Here is a 12,441-nt window from a genome sequence, read left to right as displayed (position 1 = left end):
GTCTGTTAAGCGGAACAAGTTGGCGGCAGTTGTCGCCGCCCCTTTTTGTTGGGTAGGTTGTAGCGGTGCGCGGTGTAGCTGCTCACTCGCCAAGCTTTATAGTTGCCCTTAATCCAATTCTGCCCTTTGGTTCTGGCCCAAAGGGTTGCCAAATCAAAATAACGAGGCTCAGGCATTAGGATCAGGGCCAGCAGTCCATGGATCGGGATATAGGACAACAGCCACAGCATGTTTCGAGTCATTAAAAACATTTCAATGACTAACATCGCGGCTAATACGATGCCGGATGTTGTCACCCCCGCCCGCATCGGGGGACGCGTTGCGGCGACAAACAACGGGTCGGCTTGTAAGCCATCATTCCGGCGGCTCATACTTTATACCCCGAAAAGGCCGCGTACCCAGGTGACAACCTGTTGTGCGCCGAATACCAATACGATGCCCATCATACTCATGGCGGCCGTTCCCCAGGATATACGGCCGAACCAGGCAAATGCGCCTAGCGCCATGACGCCGATTACTGCGACTGGCGTCAGGATCGCCAGAATGTCGGTCGAGAGTGCGCCCGATCCGGTTGTAAACGGGCCTGCGGCGTAGGCGAGGCGCTGAATGCCTAAGCAGAAGATGGCGATCAATAGTTGTTGAATCAATTTACGGCTGTTTCTCATGCTGGATTTCTCCTAAGTTGTAAAAGAGGTAGGTAAAGCGGATTGTTTAATGGTGTGAATTTTCGCGGGCGCGAAAATCGTTGGTATTCGTCCATGTTGATAGCTTCCTCGCGTCCGTACTTTAAAATACCCATAACCAGGATATTTTTGGCTGCCTTGTTGGCCTTATCGTGCCGGCCGCAGACAAGGCAGGCAAAAAACGCCTGTGTTTTTTGTTGCTGGTAGGGGGTTGGCCGCCGTTCGCGGCCGATACCGTCGTCATTGTGCGGCCTGTGGCGGTTTGTTATACAAATCCCACCAGGGGCCAGTTGTCGCGGTTTTTTGCGGGGTTGTCGCTGCATTGGCAACAGGTGGAGTCACTGGCGTGACCACGACAGTCTTATTGGCGCTGCCGTCGGCAAGCGCAATTTCCTGTTGCAGTTGTTTGATGTTCGCGTTTAGCTCTTCGAGCCGGTGTTCGGTTTTCGCCAAGGCGTCGGTTTCGTTGGCCGACATTTGCACCGCGCGGGTTTTTTGAGCGTCCGCTAAAAGCTGTTTTTGCTCGGTTAGCTCGGCGTTCAGAATCTTGATTTTTTCGACGTCCCTGTTCTGTTGCTCCGCAACATTCACCTGTGCCGGCGGCGTTTGTGCCAGCGTCGGCGTAACTACGCCTATGGTCATTACAACGAATATGATGATTTTTTGCATAACACCGTCCAATTGCATGTTGTGTTCGCCGCACAGAGTGCGACGAATGTTTGAATTGGTTCCGATGTTATAGGCTCACTGAGCCTATGTCAAGACTATTTTACTTAATCTTGTGGGACTGCTGGAGGGATGTTTTGCGTTGCGCGTTTCAATGCGGTTAGCGCCCAATTTGGGAGATTCCGCGATGATGGCGTTTCTGGGTCTGCCAGCCACGACCGCACCTTTCGCGCGGCAACCGGTTGCCCCGTCTCGTTGGCGATCAACTCCGCTGCCTGGGCTTGCGTGATTCCATATTGGTCTAAAACCGCTCGAAATTCCCTCTTTTTTTCTCGTTCTTCTTCTTGCTCTTCTGTTCTCATACGCGCGTTAATATCCGGTCGGTGCCGTCGTTATCATCGTTTTGGTTTTGCCCTACTTTATTGTGGGCCAGTTGTAGTTTAATCAAGTTGGTTCTTTTGCCCTACCCTTCTTTGTGCATGTTTGTACAATTGACAGCTTTGGCTTGCTTCTGGGATTTTATCGCGTAACTAAAATTTATTTAAATTTGAGACATTTTTCGCGGGCGCGAAAAAGCGGTGCCATCGAACGATGGCACGCGAGGCGTGGGTTGAGTAATTCGCCGGGACGGGTTAACTGGGGTCGCTTTTGCCGGGCTTCGGTTTATTTTTGAGTTGCGTGGATAGTGCCGTGACCTGGCCGCGCAGCTCGGAGGCTTCGCCCTCGGCCTTTTTGGCGTCGGCTTTCGTTTCTTTGAGTTGGGCCTTTAGCGTGTCCGCTTCGCGGCTCGCCGCATCAAGCGCTATTTGCTGGCTGGTGATTTGGTTGCGGGCGCTGTTGAGTTCCTTGGTGTTGGCATCCTGTTGTTTCTCTAATTGATCAATCCGCGCTTCCGCACGGGTTGTCCGATCCGTCATGGCTTCCAGTTTGGCGTTTGCCACAGCCGCCGCTTGCTCGGCCGCTTGTTTGCCCGTTTGTAGTTGATCAATCTGTTGCCGGAGTCGCTCGATTTCCGTTTTCTGTTCTTTGAGCTTTTCGTCGCTCGCTTCTTGTTTATTCCGTCCTTGCGCGACTTCGATCCGGGCTTGTTCCGCTGCATGACGCTCGCGGGCTAGTTCAGCCGTCATCCGTTCAATTTCGGTCGCTCGTTCGGCAGCCGTCGCGGTGGCTTGGTCGCGTTCGGTGGTGACGATGGTTAGCTGGTTGAGCAGTTCGTCGCGTTCGTCTTCAAGCTGTTCACCAGTGGCGGCAAGTTCGGCGGCGTCGCCTTGGGCTTGTACAAGCCTGCCCTCGATTTCCGACCGTGCCATGGCGGCCGCTTTTTCGATTTCCGCCGCTATGGCCGCGGTCAAAGTGCTGGGCAATTCCGGGGCGGTGGCGGCCGCTTGTGGCCGGGCGTCTCGCCAGGTTGCTAGGTGTCGCTGGATGGTGTTGGGGCTGCCGGTCGTTAACCGATCCCGGATAGCTCGGATGCTTGGTTGTTGGCCTGAGCCAAGGATCGCATCGGCGACTTGTGCCACTTGTTCGTATGAAATACCTATTCGTGCCATAGTTAGTTTCTCCCGTTGGTGTATTGCGTAACATATCATAACGTAACAGATATGTAATGTTATGTTATGATACAGGGAAAGGCAAGCGGTTTTTATGATATGGGTGGCGGGTTTTGGCTGGAATTGCTGGCCGGGTTTAGATCGGAATTTGAGAGTGGCTTGTTAATCAGTGGATTGATTGGGGTATTTTCGCGGGCGCGAAAAATTTGTGTCATCGAGCGGTGACACGCGGGGAGTGCGCAAGTGATTTGTACGGGTGTGGTTGCCGCGATCCGTTAAGATGTTTTGTCTATTCTTGTCTTAACAGTTATAGTTCCGCGATTCAATAGAATCATATCGAATCGGCATATAATGGAACTAACCCAACTAGAGGTACAGGCTTGCCAGCCTCTACCTTTGAATGTCAACGGCTTTAATCCACACACACAAATCCCATTTGGTTTGCAAGTCGATCATATTCAATCGGCAATGCAAGAGTTTTTAGACTTTTTGGGCTTTGTAAATACGTCCTTGCTTTCCAAACAAATTCCGCGTTTAGAATCGTTCCTTATGCCCGCGAATTTTAGCAGCATGGTAGGCGAATTTATGAATGCGGCGATTCCTAAATATTGCCCTACGATAGTAAAGAACAACTATCACAACGGGCACCCCGATTTAATCCCCGCCGGTATGTTTGCGGGTGATGCCGTTCAACACGACACGGTTGGTATTGAGGTTAAAGGCTCAAGGCATAAGAGCGGCTGGCAAGGCCATAATGCCGAAGCTTGCTGGCTTATGGTCTTTGTCTTTGATTCCAACACGTCGCGCGATGCCTTAACCAATATCCCGCCGCGTCCATTTCGCTTTGTTGGTGTATATGGAGCGCAGCTTGAGAAAGAAGATTGGAATTTTTCCGGTCGTTCTGAAACAAGCCGCCGAACCATAACGGCCAGCGTTACCCGTAGCGGCTTCAACAAAATGAATTCAAATTGGATTTACCGCGACGACGTCTAGCCCTTTACGGTCTTTGCGCTGTTCAACCGTTTTGGGCGTGGTCTTTGCGCGGCGGGCTTGTCCTTTGCCGATCAAGGCCAGCTCAGGTATCGCGTCAGCCGCCATCTTGTAATAATCAAGGTATCTTTCCGCGCCGATAGCTTGCAGCCCCATTGCTTCGGCGGCGGCTATCGTTGAACCTGAACCCATGAAAGGGTCGGCTATAACCCCTTTGCCTAGTGGTAGAGCGGCATAAACCATTTGCCGCATAAATGATTGAGGCTTTAGGCTTGGATGGTTTGCTATATCACGCTCAACACTCGGCGTTCTTTCGCTTGCTATAACATCTTCAAACGGGTTGCCGTCAGGTAGACGACGAAGCCCGCCAGTTTCAAATTGTCTCAAACACTCGCCAACCGTCATTTTTGCAGGTAACGGCTTTCTGAATAAGCCCCACGGCTCATAACAACCACGCGGCAGAGAGACGACGTCCGGAAACTCATCTTCTGCGTTTTTAGGCCGATCACCGCCGCGCAATGTTCTAACTTGGCGGATGAGCTGTCCGCGAAATTCTAAACCGCCTTCCGTGATTGCTTCATAAAGTAGCGATGCAATAAAGGCATTCGTGGCGATTAGGGCATGCCCGCCTGGTCTTAAGGCATGGACAATCAACCGTGACCATTCAGCAAAAAACAGCTTAAGGCGTTTCCGGTCTTTGGCATCCAAGGCGGTGAAACGTGGCAGCGGGGCGCGGGTCGATCCATCGAAGGACGGCGGCAATCGCCAGATTCCGCCCTTTCCGTTCGCGCGTTTTTCTAGTTCGTGGTCGTCATATTCCCGCACACCATAGGGCGGATCAGTGACGACGGCATGAAGCGAGTTTTCCGGGAGCCTAGAAAGCCACTCGAAGCAATCCGCATGAATAATGCGGCCATGCTTAAAGGCTTCTGTTGTGTAATCTAGGGCAAGCGGCTTTGTGTCGTGTGTGTGTTGTTTCATTGGGTTGTTTGCACCACTTTTAACAAGGTTTCCAATTCGTTGCGGTTGTAAAGTCGGTAGCCGTTAACGGGGTGGCGGTAAGGTTTCAGTTTTCCGGCTTTATCCCAATTTCGCAACGTCGCGCGTGTTACACCAAGAGTTTCCGACGCTTCCCCGATGGTTAAGTAATCGCTCAGATTTAAGGGGCCGGCATTGTTGTTCATACCTTATCAAACCTTGTCAAACGTTGTCAATATCTAAAAAACATTATCAAACATTAGCATATTATCGTTGCTCTGCAAAGCTCGCACCAATCGACGCGATTGCGCATAAAACTATAAACTTATGCGCGATAAGTGTATAATGTGTATTTTAAGTTAGTGTTACGAGGTGCTAGATGGCTTTCAGAGCAGACGAAGCTGCACGAATGGGATATGAACGTGCGGTAAATTATCTTATTTCTCGACTTAGGGATGCGGACGAATCTCAGAGGGCGCGCAGCAAAGAAGCGTTCGATGATATTGTTGATAAGTATGGGCCAGTGATTGACAGCTATCCATCATGGCATCCGTTAGTCACGAATCATGACAGCCGCGATCCGGTAACTCATCCTGGTCGTGAATGTGGATACAGAGGTCTCGATCACACAATATATCTTGCAAACGCGTTTATCACGTGTCCGTACCATGATGGTCAAAAAGTAATTGATTCCGTCGCAGAGCTTCCACCGCATCCTGTTGCCACCATTACTGCGGAAAGGCTAGATGTACAGCTATACCAACCCAATGCCAATCCTATTTTGGTCAAGTGCGATTGGGATAAGCCCCTTCCAATGGATAGAATGATTCCTTTGTCACTCGCTATGCCTCTCATTTTAGAGAAAGAGATCCCGTGCTGGAGGTGGTCAGAGGTAGCTGAAACGTGGGAATCAATGCGCCCATATTTCTTGGGTGCTCCTTATGGCAGTCGATCATCTTTGTTTGTGAACCAAGAAACAGGTCAAACGATAAAGAAAATTTGGAACGCGCTGATCTACACCGGAATGTTTGGCCACATTAGGGTCTGATTGGGATCATATGCTGTTTTTTATTTCAGGGGCATTTTTCGCGCCCGCGAAAAACCGGACGCCCTTACAGACTCCGCTTTCGCTTCGGTCGTACCGACTGCCGGCTATCGCCGGCACCTTCCAGGCCGCCTTGCCGACGCTCAATAAGGGACGTGCGTCGGCGCTCCGCAAGCTACGCACCGCCCCACCTCCCTTAGCCGCTGTGGCTTATCCCTAACGGCACGCAAGGCTATCGCCCTGCTCGAACAGCAACACCCTAAAGGTAATCGGTGGATTTATACACAACGCCCCGCTTTTTCGGGGGTAGGTTGAAAGACCCCCACGCGGGCGAGTGTGCATAAATCAGCTTGTATGATCGATGAGGTGATTTTCGCGCCCGCGAAAATGTTGTTGCAATGAATAAGGTGCGACTATCGCCGCGCTGAGTTTAGATGTTGGGGGTTTAACCGTGCCCACCTGTCCTAGCGTGGTGCCTTAATGGGAAGGATGTGCGTAATGTGCGAACAGATTGCCAGAGCGTCCGGCTTCATCGATCAAGGGTAAAGGCTGCGCCCGAACATAAAAAAATAGACACCATTTTGATTATGGCTTTGTGTCGATTTTTTTATGTCCGCCCTTGACCGCGCCGAACCCTCCGGCCGACTGTACGCACCGCACACCCTCGTCCCATTAAGACGGATGCCTCCCGAGCCGGGGTTTTGTCATGGTGAACAAAAGGTGCGGCTATCGCCGCGCTGTTTAGATTCCCGCTCCCCTGAACCCTTAATCCAGATGCAAGGGGCGTGCCATAACTGGTTGATTTGCTTGTAAAAAAGGCGGTGTTTTTTTTCTTCTATCATGCAAAAAAGCTTGACAGGCAAACGATAAACCCGGATAATAGCACCATGGTTTCGGGGCAACCGCCCCACCATCAGAAGGCCGGGCACTTTGCTCTGGCCAGGTTTAACGGAGATTTACCATGTTACGTTCTTTTTACGGCACCAAAACCCAAAACCCACTGGACAACGATCAATTGCGCCGCTTGGCTCCATCGGTGTTCGCCGCCGATAAGCACGAGAGCCGCAAAGACTCTTACAAATTCATCCCTACCATTAACATCGTCGAAGCCTTGCGCAACGAAGGCTTTTTGCCCGTGTTCGCAACCGAAAGCCGCGTTCGCGATGTGACAAAAAAAGGTTACGCGAAACATCTTTTAAGATTCCGTCAGCATGATGGATTTTCAACCGTTGGCGAAGTCAAGCCGGAAATCGTGCTGGTTAATTCGCACGATGGCACTAGCTCTTATCAGTTGAGCGCTGGCCTTTACCGCCTTGTGTGCTCAAACGGCATGATTGTTAGTGATGGCCAGATTGAAGCCGTTAGAGTTCGCCATTCTGGCGACGTAGTTAATAACGTCATCGAGGGCACTTATCACGTGGTTTCGCAAACGCCTAAAGCGCTTGAACAAATGGAACTGATGCAAGGCATTGACCTAAGCCCCGCAGAGCGCCGCATTTTTGCCGAGGCGGCTAAAGAACTGCGCTGGGATGCTGACGAGGTAGCGGTTGATAATGACGCGCTGTTACTCCCACGCCGCACCGGCGACCGTGCCGGCGATTTGTTCACCACGTTTAACGTGTTGCAAGAAAAAGTCATTCGCGGCGGGGTTAATGTGATGAATAAGGAGACTCGCCGCTCACACCGCGCGCGTGAGGTGAAAGGCGTTAGTGAAAACGTCAAGCTGAATAAGGCACTTTGGACGCTTGCGGAGGAAATGCGCAAGCTGAAAGCCGCCTAGTGATGCACAGGCCGCAAGGATGCGGCCCCCTTCCCTCACTTCTATAAGAGAACCTAACCATGAGCAACTATTTTCAAATCCCCGCAGGTGAACACAAAAAAGCCTTGCACTTGCTTGAAGAGATCAAACGGCAAAGCGGCACGCTTGGCCAGAACAACGAAGCAACGCAAACCGTTATTACATCGCTGGCCGAATCGGTTATGTGGGTGATGATTTCCGCCACACCAATAGACGGAGAGACACCCGTTTAGGACGCGGCGCGGCCGGTTCACCACCGGCCGCGCTTCCCGCTTGCTGGTGTTGTCGGTTTCCCCTCTTTTCATTTTCACGGGTGCACAATGAAGGTATCAGAAGCAACGAATTTAAGCCGGGCTTGTCGGGTGTTCGGTTGGGCGGGTGGCACGATCCACCAGGTTGCTAGTGAGCTTGGCTTGCCAGGTCGAGGCGGCGATCTGGCATTGATGCAGGCGGGCGAGTTCGAGGCTTTATTAACAGCGTATTGCAAGGCGAAAGGGTGGCGATAATGGTTACTAGACGTTTGGCGGCGGTCGGGTGGTTTGGCTCTTTTACGGCGCTTGCCGGTAGCTTGCTGCTTGCGCTGAATACCGCATATTCCGGCTATGGTTTCGTGGCCTTTTTGGTGTCCAACTTCGCTTGGATTTATCACGGCACCAAAACCCGGACGTGGCCGCTGGTTGTGATGCAGATCGGTTTTACCGTGACCAGTGTTTTAGGTCTTCGGAACTGGTTTTTTTAGCCATGGCTTTTAACGTGGGCGATAGGGTTAATTGGCGGTACGAACCGCGCGGCGGTTACGGTTTCTCCGTTCCGGTGGCCGCCGTCGTGGTTCGCGTCGGCCCTAGCCGCGTGAGGGTTCGTGCCGCGCGGTTCGTGGCCGGTCAGTGGGTGTCTGTGATCCGTTGGGTTGATCCGGCCCGGTTGTCTGTTCGCTCCGTTCATGTGCCGGTTGTTGATGATGTTGTTAATTTGGATGAGGGCGAGTGATGAGCGTTCGGCAAGAAAACCGTTACCGTAAACTGGTGATCGCGCAGGGTAGGGCATTACCCGACATTAAACGAGAACTGGAAGCGGCTTTTATGGAGCGATTACCACGGCCGGCGGTTGCACCGCCGAAGCCGAGTGCGACCAGGGGCCAGGTGAGAAGCTGGATGCGGCGTAACGCCGCAGATTACGACGATGCCACGCATCTTGCAGAGGCGGCTAATATCGCACTTGATTTGCCAGCCGGCGCAATGGATGACGAAACGCATTGGGTTTGGGACGAGGCGTTATCGGCGCTCGATTGGGCGGACGCTTAACGCGGGCTTTTATGTCTTTTGCAATCAAATGGAAATATGAACATTTCCCGCAACAGCGGGTTACTGAAAAGCTATTTTCGCAGCGATATAAAATTTTGACTTTGCGAAAAAAACTGCTGACAACACGTTTTGGGAGCATAGGGTTGGCGGGGTTTTGATCGCTCGCGTTTCTGCTGAGGTTGTTCGTTCACGCAAAACTAAAACAGATGCAACTCAGACAGGTGTTTTTGAGTTCGGCTAAAGAGATTTGTCCATATAAACACGCGGGGGGGCTTTCCAAGCTGCCCCCGAAAAAGCGTGTTTCTGTGGGCAAATCGGCCTCTCAGGTATTTTGGAGCTTTTGGTTATGAAACCATTTAAACCTTACTCGCCACTGTTGGCCGTGACAATGATCCGCGATCCGGGCTTTTTGTCGTGGGATGCGTTCGACAATTCAAGCCTCAAGGCTGCGCGGGACACGCAACCTTATCAGGTTGGCGACGTAATCCGTTGGCTGGACTTAGACCGACACGGCCAGCGCGTTTTGCGGGCCGGTTTGGTGGTGTATGTGCGGCCGGAATATTTGGAAAGGGTAGGGGATTGGTGCCCGGTTTTTTTAGTGCGGCCGCAACGTAAAGATGGTGAGTTTGCGGCCGGGTATTTGCGGGTTTGGCCGGGTGAGGTGGAACGCGGCGAGGTGTTTGCGTCCGAGCTGGACGCGGTTGTTTAAATAGGGTGTAAGGCAATGAATGAAGTGGAATTGAAAACTAGGTTTATGACGTTGGCGGCTTTGGCCGATATGGTGGCCGCTGATAATGTTCACGGGTTTATGTTGGCTCGTGGTTTGGTTGATGGTGTGCCGGGGCATTGGGAGGTTTGGCCTAATTTGGTAGCCGATGCGGAGGCGTTGTTTGTCGATTTTGCTTTGTCCAATGAGGATGGACATATTATCGAGTTTAATTCGCTTGATCCGGCGCTTGCGGCGATCCGGGCGGCGGGTTGGGATGGTTTGGTTACGATTGACGGTTGAGTTATGGAGGGTTGTGGTGTGACTGTTTTGGATAGGTTGGGGCATTTTTGTTCCGCTATCGCTACACAAAAACCGGATGCCCTTCTAGGCTCGCTATTCGCTCGGTCGTTCCGACTTGGCCGCACGCGGCCAACCTGCCAGGCCACCTTGCCGACGCTCAATAAGGGACGTGTGTCGGCACTCCGCAAGCTCCGCACCGCCACGCCTCCCTTAGCCGCTTGGGCTTATCCCTAACGGCGCGCAAGGCTATCGCCCTGCTCGAACAGCAACACCCTAAAGGGGGACGGTGGATTTATACACAACCGCCCACTTTTTCGGGGGTAGATTGGAAGACCCCCGCGCGGGCAAATGTGCATAAATCGTTTGGCTTTGATGGTGGCTATCGCCACCTGTAATTTGGTGATTTTCGCGGGCGCGAAAATTTGGTGTGTTCGATCCTTGAAAGGTGCGGCTATCGCCGGCTGATTCTGACAGGCAGGTTTAGCCGTGGCCATCCCAGTGTTCGTCTTAATGGGGGGGTGTGCGGAATGTGCGGACAGATTGCCAGAGCGCCCGGCTTCTTCGGTCAAGGGTAAAGGCTACGCCCAATCATAAAAAAATAGACGCCTTTTTGATTAAGGCTTTGCGTCGATTTTTTTATGATCGCCCTTGACCGCGCCGAACGCTCCGCCTGCCTGTACGCACCGCACACCCTCGTCCCATTAAGACCGATTCAACCCAGGCCGGGTATTGCCCCGGCTAACAAGCGGTGCGGCTATCGCCGCGCTATTTAGATTTCTCCGCTCCCCTGAACCCTTAATCCCGATTGCAAGGGGCGTGCCAGAACGCGTTATATTGCCGGACAGTGTAAAGCTTTTTTTGTTGCGTTATCAGGTGTTTTTACTTGACAATTAAGCAGTAAACCCGGATAATAGCACCATGGTTTGGGGCAACCGCCCTACCATCAGAAGGCCGGGCAGTTTCGCTCTGGCCAGGTTTACCGGAGGTATCCGATGTTAGAAAATCCTGTTTCTTCTTCCTTGGTTGCAGATAGCAATCGTCTTAACTTCCTTCCTACTTATTTCGGTGGCGAGTTGATGTTAATCGGTGAAATGCTGGTTTATCAAACCGCCGATGAATTGTGCCCCGATTACAAAGGCGGTTACTGGTTGTTTCATGAGCTTAGCAACGGTGGCTTTTATATGGCTCCCGCTTTCGATGCGCCGGTACGGATTTCGGTCGCCGGTAATTATTTCGACGATGTAATGTCGCCCGATGCGGCCGGTGTCGTGATTAGCTTGTTTGCAATCAATAAACTCATTAGCGCCATGTGCTGGCAACACGATGTCGATGCACTGATTGACCGCTATCATTTTTTGCGGGCCTTTGCTTCCGAACATGCCGAAGCCGCCTTGATCTTCGCCGCTATCGATTAAGGCTTAACGCCTCGGCCATGTGCCGGGGCATCTTTACCTAATTTAAAGAGAAGGCCGGGCGCTTCGCTCTGGCCAGGTTACCGGAGGTTTCCGATGTCTCAGTTAAAAACGAATGTCCTTGCGCAATACGTTACAGCCCCGGAGGCCGTGACGATTGATCGTTACGATGAAATGCTTAATGTGTTGCCGCCCGAGAACTGGAAGCGGTTAGGCGGCTTTCCAGGTGAATATTTCCAGCTTTGCGAGTATTACGCGGGCAACGTGACCAGTTATTTTGTGAAGCTGGATGATTCCCGTTGCTTCACCTTCCGCGATTGCGCATGGCTCAACCCTCAGCAGGTGTTAGACAAAATCGCCGATGTCGTTGGCATTCTTCGCGGTTAGATGTCTTTGGTTAAACCGTAACGCCCGGCCAGGTGCCGGGCCTCTATTGGGGCTTGTAATGGGTTATTTTAACGATCAGAAGGATAGACCGGCGGGCGAGTTCTATCACCGCGAGACTAAGGCCCGCTTTGAGTTCCGCCCAACCGCCGACACTTGGGCGGCTCAGCACGGGCTTGAGTGGGAAATCGCAATGTCCGACGGATCGGTGCGGTTTGCGCGACTTTTGCAGACGGTGGCCTATATCGCCGTCGATGTTAACGATGATCGCGCGGGATCGCCGGTTTTAGAACGTTGGCCGATTGTAAAAACGTGGTGCCGGTAAAGCCAGGTAATTATGTTACGTTATCAGGCAAAAACACTTGACAGGCAAACAAAAACGCAGGACAATAGACCCATGGTTTCGGGCAGTCGCCCGACCATCAGAAGGCCGAGCGCTTCGCTCTGGCCAGATTACCGGAGGTTTCCATTATGGAATTACACGACGCGCATGTGGTTTTTTATTACGAGTGGCTTGATGCCATGGCTTGGGATGATAGTTGCCGTGCGATGCGCCAAGCTGAAAACGCTTGGGAAGACAACGGTTGCGCCTGGTTAGGCAACAAATAAACCGCGTCCCCGCGCT

General features: G+C 52.2%; 18 protein-coding genes. 12 read left to right on the top strand and 6 right to left on the bottom strand.

The genetic code is table 11. The features are described from left to right. Nucleotides 1–5: 5 nt before the first annotated feature. The 4 genes from NP603_RS16415 to NP603_RS16400 all read right to left on the bottom strand — a co-directional run bounded on the left by NP603_RS16415 (nt 6) and on the right by NP603_RS16400 (nt 2,899). A complete protein-coding gene (locus tag NP603_RS16415; RefSeq protein ID WP_256604009.1) occupies nt 6–371 on the bottom strand; it encodes a VirB3 family type IV secretion system protein in 366 nt (121 codons plus the stop codon). A gap of 3 nt (nt 372–374) precedes the next feature. Continuing rightward, a complete protein-coding gene (locus NP603_RS16410) occupies nt 375–665 on the bottom strand; it encodes a TrbC/VirB2 family protein (RefSeq protein ID WP_256604010.1) in 291 nt (96 codons plus the stop codon). A gap of 258 nt (nt 666–923) precedes the next feature. After that, complete coding sequence (locus NP603_RS16405; RefSeq protein ID WP_256604011.1) at nt 924–1,352, bottom strand: hypothetical protein; 429 nt, start codon at nt 1,350–1,352, stop codon at nt 924–926. Between the two features lie 629 nt (nt 1,353–1,981). Further along, a complete protein-coding gene (locus tag NP603_RS16400; protein ID WP_256604012.1) occupies nt 1,982–2,899 on the bottom strand; it encodes a DNA-binding protein in 918 nt (305 codons plus the stop codon). A gap of 351 nt (nt 2,900–3,250) precedes the next feature. On the opposite strand from NP603_RS16400, the gene NP603_RS16395 reads away from it, so the two are divergent. Beyond that, nucleotides 3,251–3,892: a hypothetical protein gene (locus NP603_RS16395; protein ID WP_256604013.1), complete on the top strand. Its 642-nt coding sequence runs from the start codon at nt 3,251–3,253 to the stop codon at nt 3,890–3,892. Here NP603_RS16395 and NP603_RS16390 read toward each other — a convergent pair. Together NP603_RS16390 and NP603_RS16385 are read right to left on the bottom strand one after the other, a co-directional pair. Beyond that, a complete protein-coding gene (locus tag NP603_RS16390) occupies nt 3,863–4,870 on the bottom strand; it encodes a DNA-methyltransferase (protein WP_256604014.1) in 1,008 nt (335 codons plus the stop codon). The genes NP603_RS16395 and NP603_RS16390 overlap by 30 nt on opposite strands. Next, complete coding sequence (locus NP603_RS16385; RefSeq protein ID WP_371927323.1) at nt 4,867–5,073, bottom strand: MerR family DNA-binding transcriptional regulator; 207 nt, start codon at nt 5,071–5,073, stop codon at nt 4,867–4,869. Before NP603_RS16385 ends, NP603_RS16390 begins: the two co-directional genes overlap by 4 nt. A gap of 173 nt (nt 5,074–5,246) precedes the next feature. Between NP603_RS16385 and NP603_RS16380 the strand changes: the two genes are divergently transcribed. The 11 genes from NP603_RS16380 (at nt 5,247) to NP603_RS16330 (ending at nt 12,425) form a co-directional block, all read left to right on the top strand. Next, nucleotides 5,247–5,915, top strand: coding sequence for a hypothetical protein (locus tag NP603_RS16380; protein WP_256604015.1), 669 nt, complete (start codon nt 5,247–5,249; stop codon nt 5,913–5,915). A gap of 958 nt (nt 5,916–6,873) precedes the next feature. Beyond that, nucleotides 6,874–7,692 (top strand): DUF932 domain-containing protein, encoded by an 819-nt coding sequence (locus NP603_RS16375; protein ID WP_256604016.1) that lies wholly within the window; start codon nt 6,874–6,876, stop codon nt 7,690–7,692. 59 nt (nt 7,693–7,751) lie between these two features. Next, entirely contained in the window at nt 7,752–7,943 is a 192-nt protein-coding gene (locus tag NP603_RS16370) for a hypothetical protein (RefSeq protein ID WP_256604017.1), read from the top strand. A gap of 272 nt (nt 7,944–8,215) precedes the next feature. Continuing rightward, complete coding sequence (locus NP603_RS16365) at nt 8,216–8,449, top strand: hypothetical protein (protein ID WP_256611996.1); 234 nt, start codon at nt 8,216–8,218, stop codon at nt 8,447–8,449. A gap of 247 nt (nt 8,450–8,696) precedes the next feature. After that, complete coding sequence (locus NP603_RS16360) at nt 8,697–9,011, top strand: hypothetical protein (RefSeq protein ID WP_256603860.1); 315 nt, start codon at nt 8,697–8,699, stop codon at nt 9,009–9,011. Between the two features lie 346 nt (nt 9,012–9,357). After that, nucleotides 9,358–9,720 carry a hypothetical protein gene (locus tag NP603_RS16355; RefSeq protein ID WP_256603861.1) on the top strand — a complete coding sequence of 121 codons (363 nt, stop codon included), beginning with the start codon at nt 9,358–9,360 and terminating at the stop codon, nt 9,718–9,720. A gap of 15 nt (nt 9,721–9,735) precedes the next feature. Beyond that, nucleotides 9,736–10,020: a hypothetical protein gene (locus NP603_RS16350; RefSeq protein WP_256603862.1), complete on the top strand. Its 285-nt coding sequence runs from the start codon at nt 9,736–9,738 to the stop codon at nt 10,018–10,020. 992 nt (nt 10,021–11,012) lie between these two features. After that, nucleotides 11,013–11,435: an antirestriction protein gene (locus NP603_RS16345; protein ID WP_256611995.1), complete on the top strand. Its 423-nt coding sequence runs from the start codon at nt 11,013–11,015 to the stop codon at nt 11,433–11,435. 93 nt (nt 11,436–11,528) lie between these two features. Further along, nucleotides 11,529–11,819: a hypothetical protein gene (locus tag NP603_RS16340; protein WP_256603864.1), complete on the top strand. Its 291-nt coding sequence runs from the start codon at nt 11,529–11,531 to the stop codon at nt 11,817–11,819. Nucleotides 11,820–11,877: 58 nt separating this feature from the next. Further along, nucleotides 11,878–12,141, top strand: a complete 264-nt coding sequence (locus NP603_RS16335; protein ID WP_256603865.1) for a hypothetical protein — start codon at nt 11,878–11,880, stop codon at nt 12,139–12,141. Nucleotides 12,142–12,287: 146 nt separating this feature from the next. Continuing rightward, nucleotides 12,288–12,425, top strand: coding sequence for a hypothetical protein (locus NP603_RS16330; RefSeq protein ID WP_256603866.1), 138 nt, complete (start codon nt 12,288–12,290; stop codon nt 12,423–12,425). The last annotated feature ends 16 nt before the right edge of the window (nt 12,426–12,441 follow it).

The organism is Methylomonas aurea (genome assembly GCF_024505045.1).
Lineage (GTDB): Bacteria > Pseudomonadota > Gammaproteobacteria > Methylococcales > Methylomonadaceae > Methylomonas > Methylomonas aurea.
This window is presented reverse-complemented; position numbering and strand designations above follow the sequence as displayed.

Coding starts and splice junctions, on each gene's coding strand:
- NP603_RS16415 (WP_256604009.1), bottom strand. CDS start 371: ATGAGCCGCCGGAATGATGGCTTACAAGCCGACCCGTTGTTTGTCGCC.
- NP603_RS16410 (WP_256604010.1), bottom strand. CDS start 665: ATGAGAAACAGCCGTAAATTGATTCAACAACTATTGATCGCCATCTTC.
- NP603_RS16405 (WP_256604011.1), bottom strand. CDS start 1,352: ATGCAAAAAATCATCATATTCGTTGTAATGACCATAGGCGTAGTTACG.
- NP603_RS16400 (WP_256604012.1), bottom strand. CDS start 2,899: ATGGCACGAATAGGTATTTCATACGAACAAGTGGCACAAGTCGCCGAT.
- NP603_RS16395 (WP_256604013.1), top strand. CDS start 3,251: ATGGAACTAACCCAACTAGAGGTACAGGCTTGCCAGCCTCTACCTTTG.
- NP603_RS16390 (WP_256604014.1), bottom strand. CDS start 4,870: ATGAAACAACACACACACGACACAAAGCCGCTTGCCCTAGATTACACA.
- NP603_RS16385 (WP_371927323.1), bottom strand. CDS start 5,073: ATGAACAACAATGCCGGCCCCTTAAATCTGAGCGATTACTTAACCATC.
- NP603_RS16380 (WP_256604015.1), top strand. CDS start 5,247: ATGGCTTTCAGAGCAGACGAAGCTGCACGAATGGGATATGAACGTGCG.
- NP603_RS16375 (WP_256604016.1), top strand. CDS start 6,874: ATGTTACGTTCTTTTTACGGCACCAAAACCCAAAACCCACTGGACAAC.
- NP603_RS16370 (WP_256604017.1), top strand. CDS start 7,752: ATGAGCAACTATTTTCAAATCCCCGCAGGTGAACACAAAAAAGCCTTG.
- NP603_RS16365 (WP_256611996.1), top strand. CDS start 8,216: ATGGTTACTAGACGTTTGGCGGCGGTCGGGTGGTTTGGCTCTTTTACG.
- NP603_RS16360 (WP_256603860.1), top strand. CDS start 8,697: ATGAGCGTTCGGCAAGAAAACCGTTACCGTAAACTGGTGATCGCGCAG.
- NP603_RS16355 (WP_256603861.1), top strand. CDS start 9,358: ATGAAACCATTTAAACCTTACTCGCCACTGTTGGCCGTGACAATGATC.
- NP603_RS16350 (WP_256603862.1), top strand. CDS start 9,736: ATGAATGAAGTGGAATTGAAAACTAGGTTTATGACGTTGGCGGCTTTG.
- NP603_RS16345 (WP_256611995.1), top strand. CDS start 11,013: ATGTTAGAAAATCCTGTTTCTTCTTCCTTGGTTGCAGATAGCAATCGT.
- NP603_RS16340 (WP_256603864.1), top strand. CDS start 11,529: ATGTCTCAGTTAAAAACGAATGTCCTTGCGCAATACGTTACAGCCCCG.
- NP603_RS16335 (WP_256603865.1), top strand. CDS start 11,878: ATGGGTTATTTTAACGATCAGAAGGATAGACCGGCGGGCGAGTTCTAT.
- NP603_RS16330 (WP_256603866.1), top strand. CDS start 12,288: ATGGAATTACACGACGCGCATGTGGTTTTTTATTACGAGTGGCTTGAT.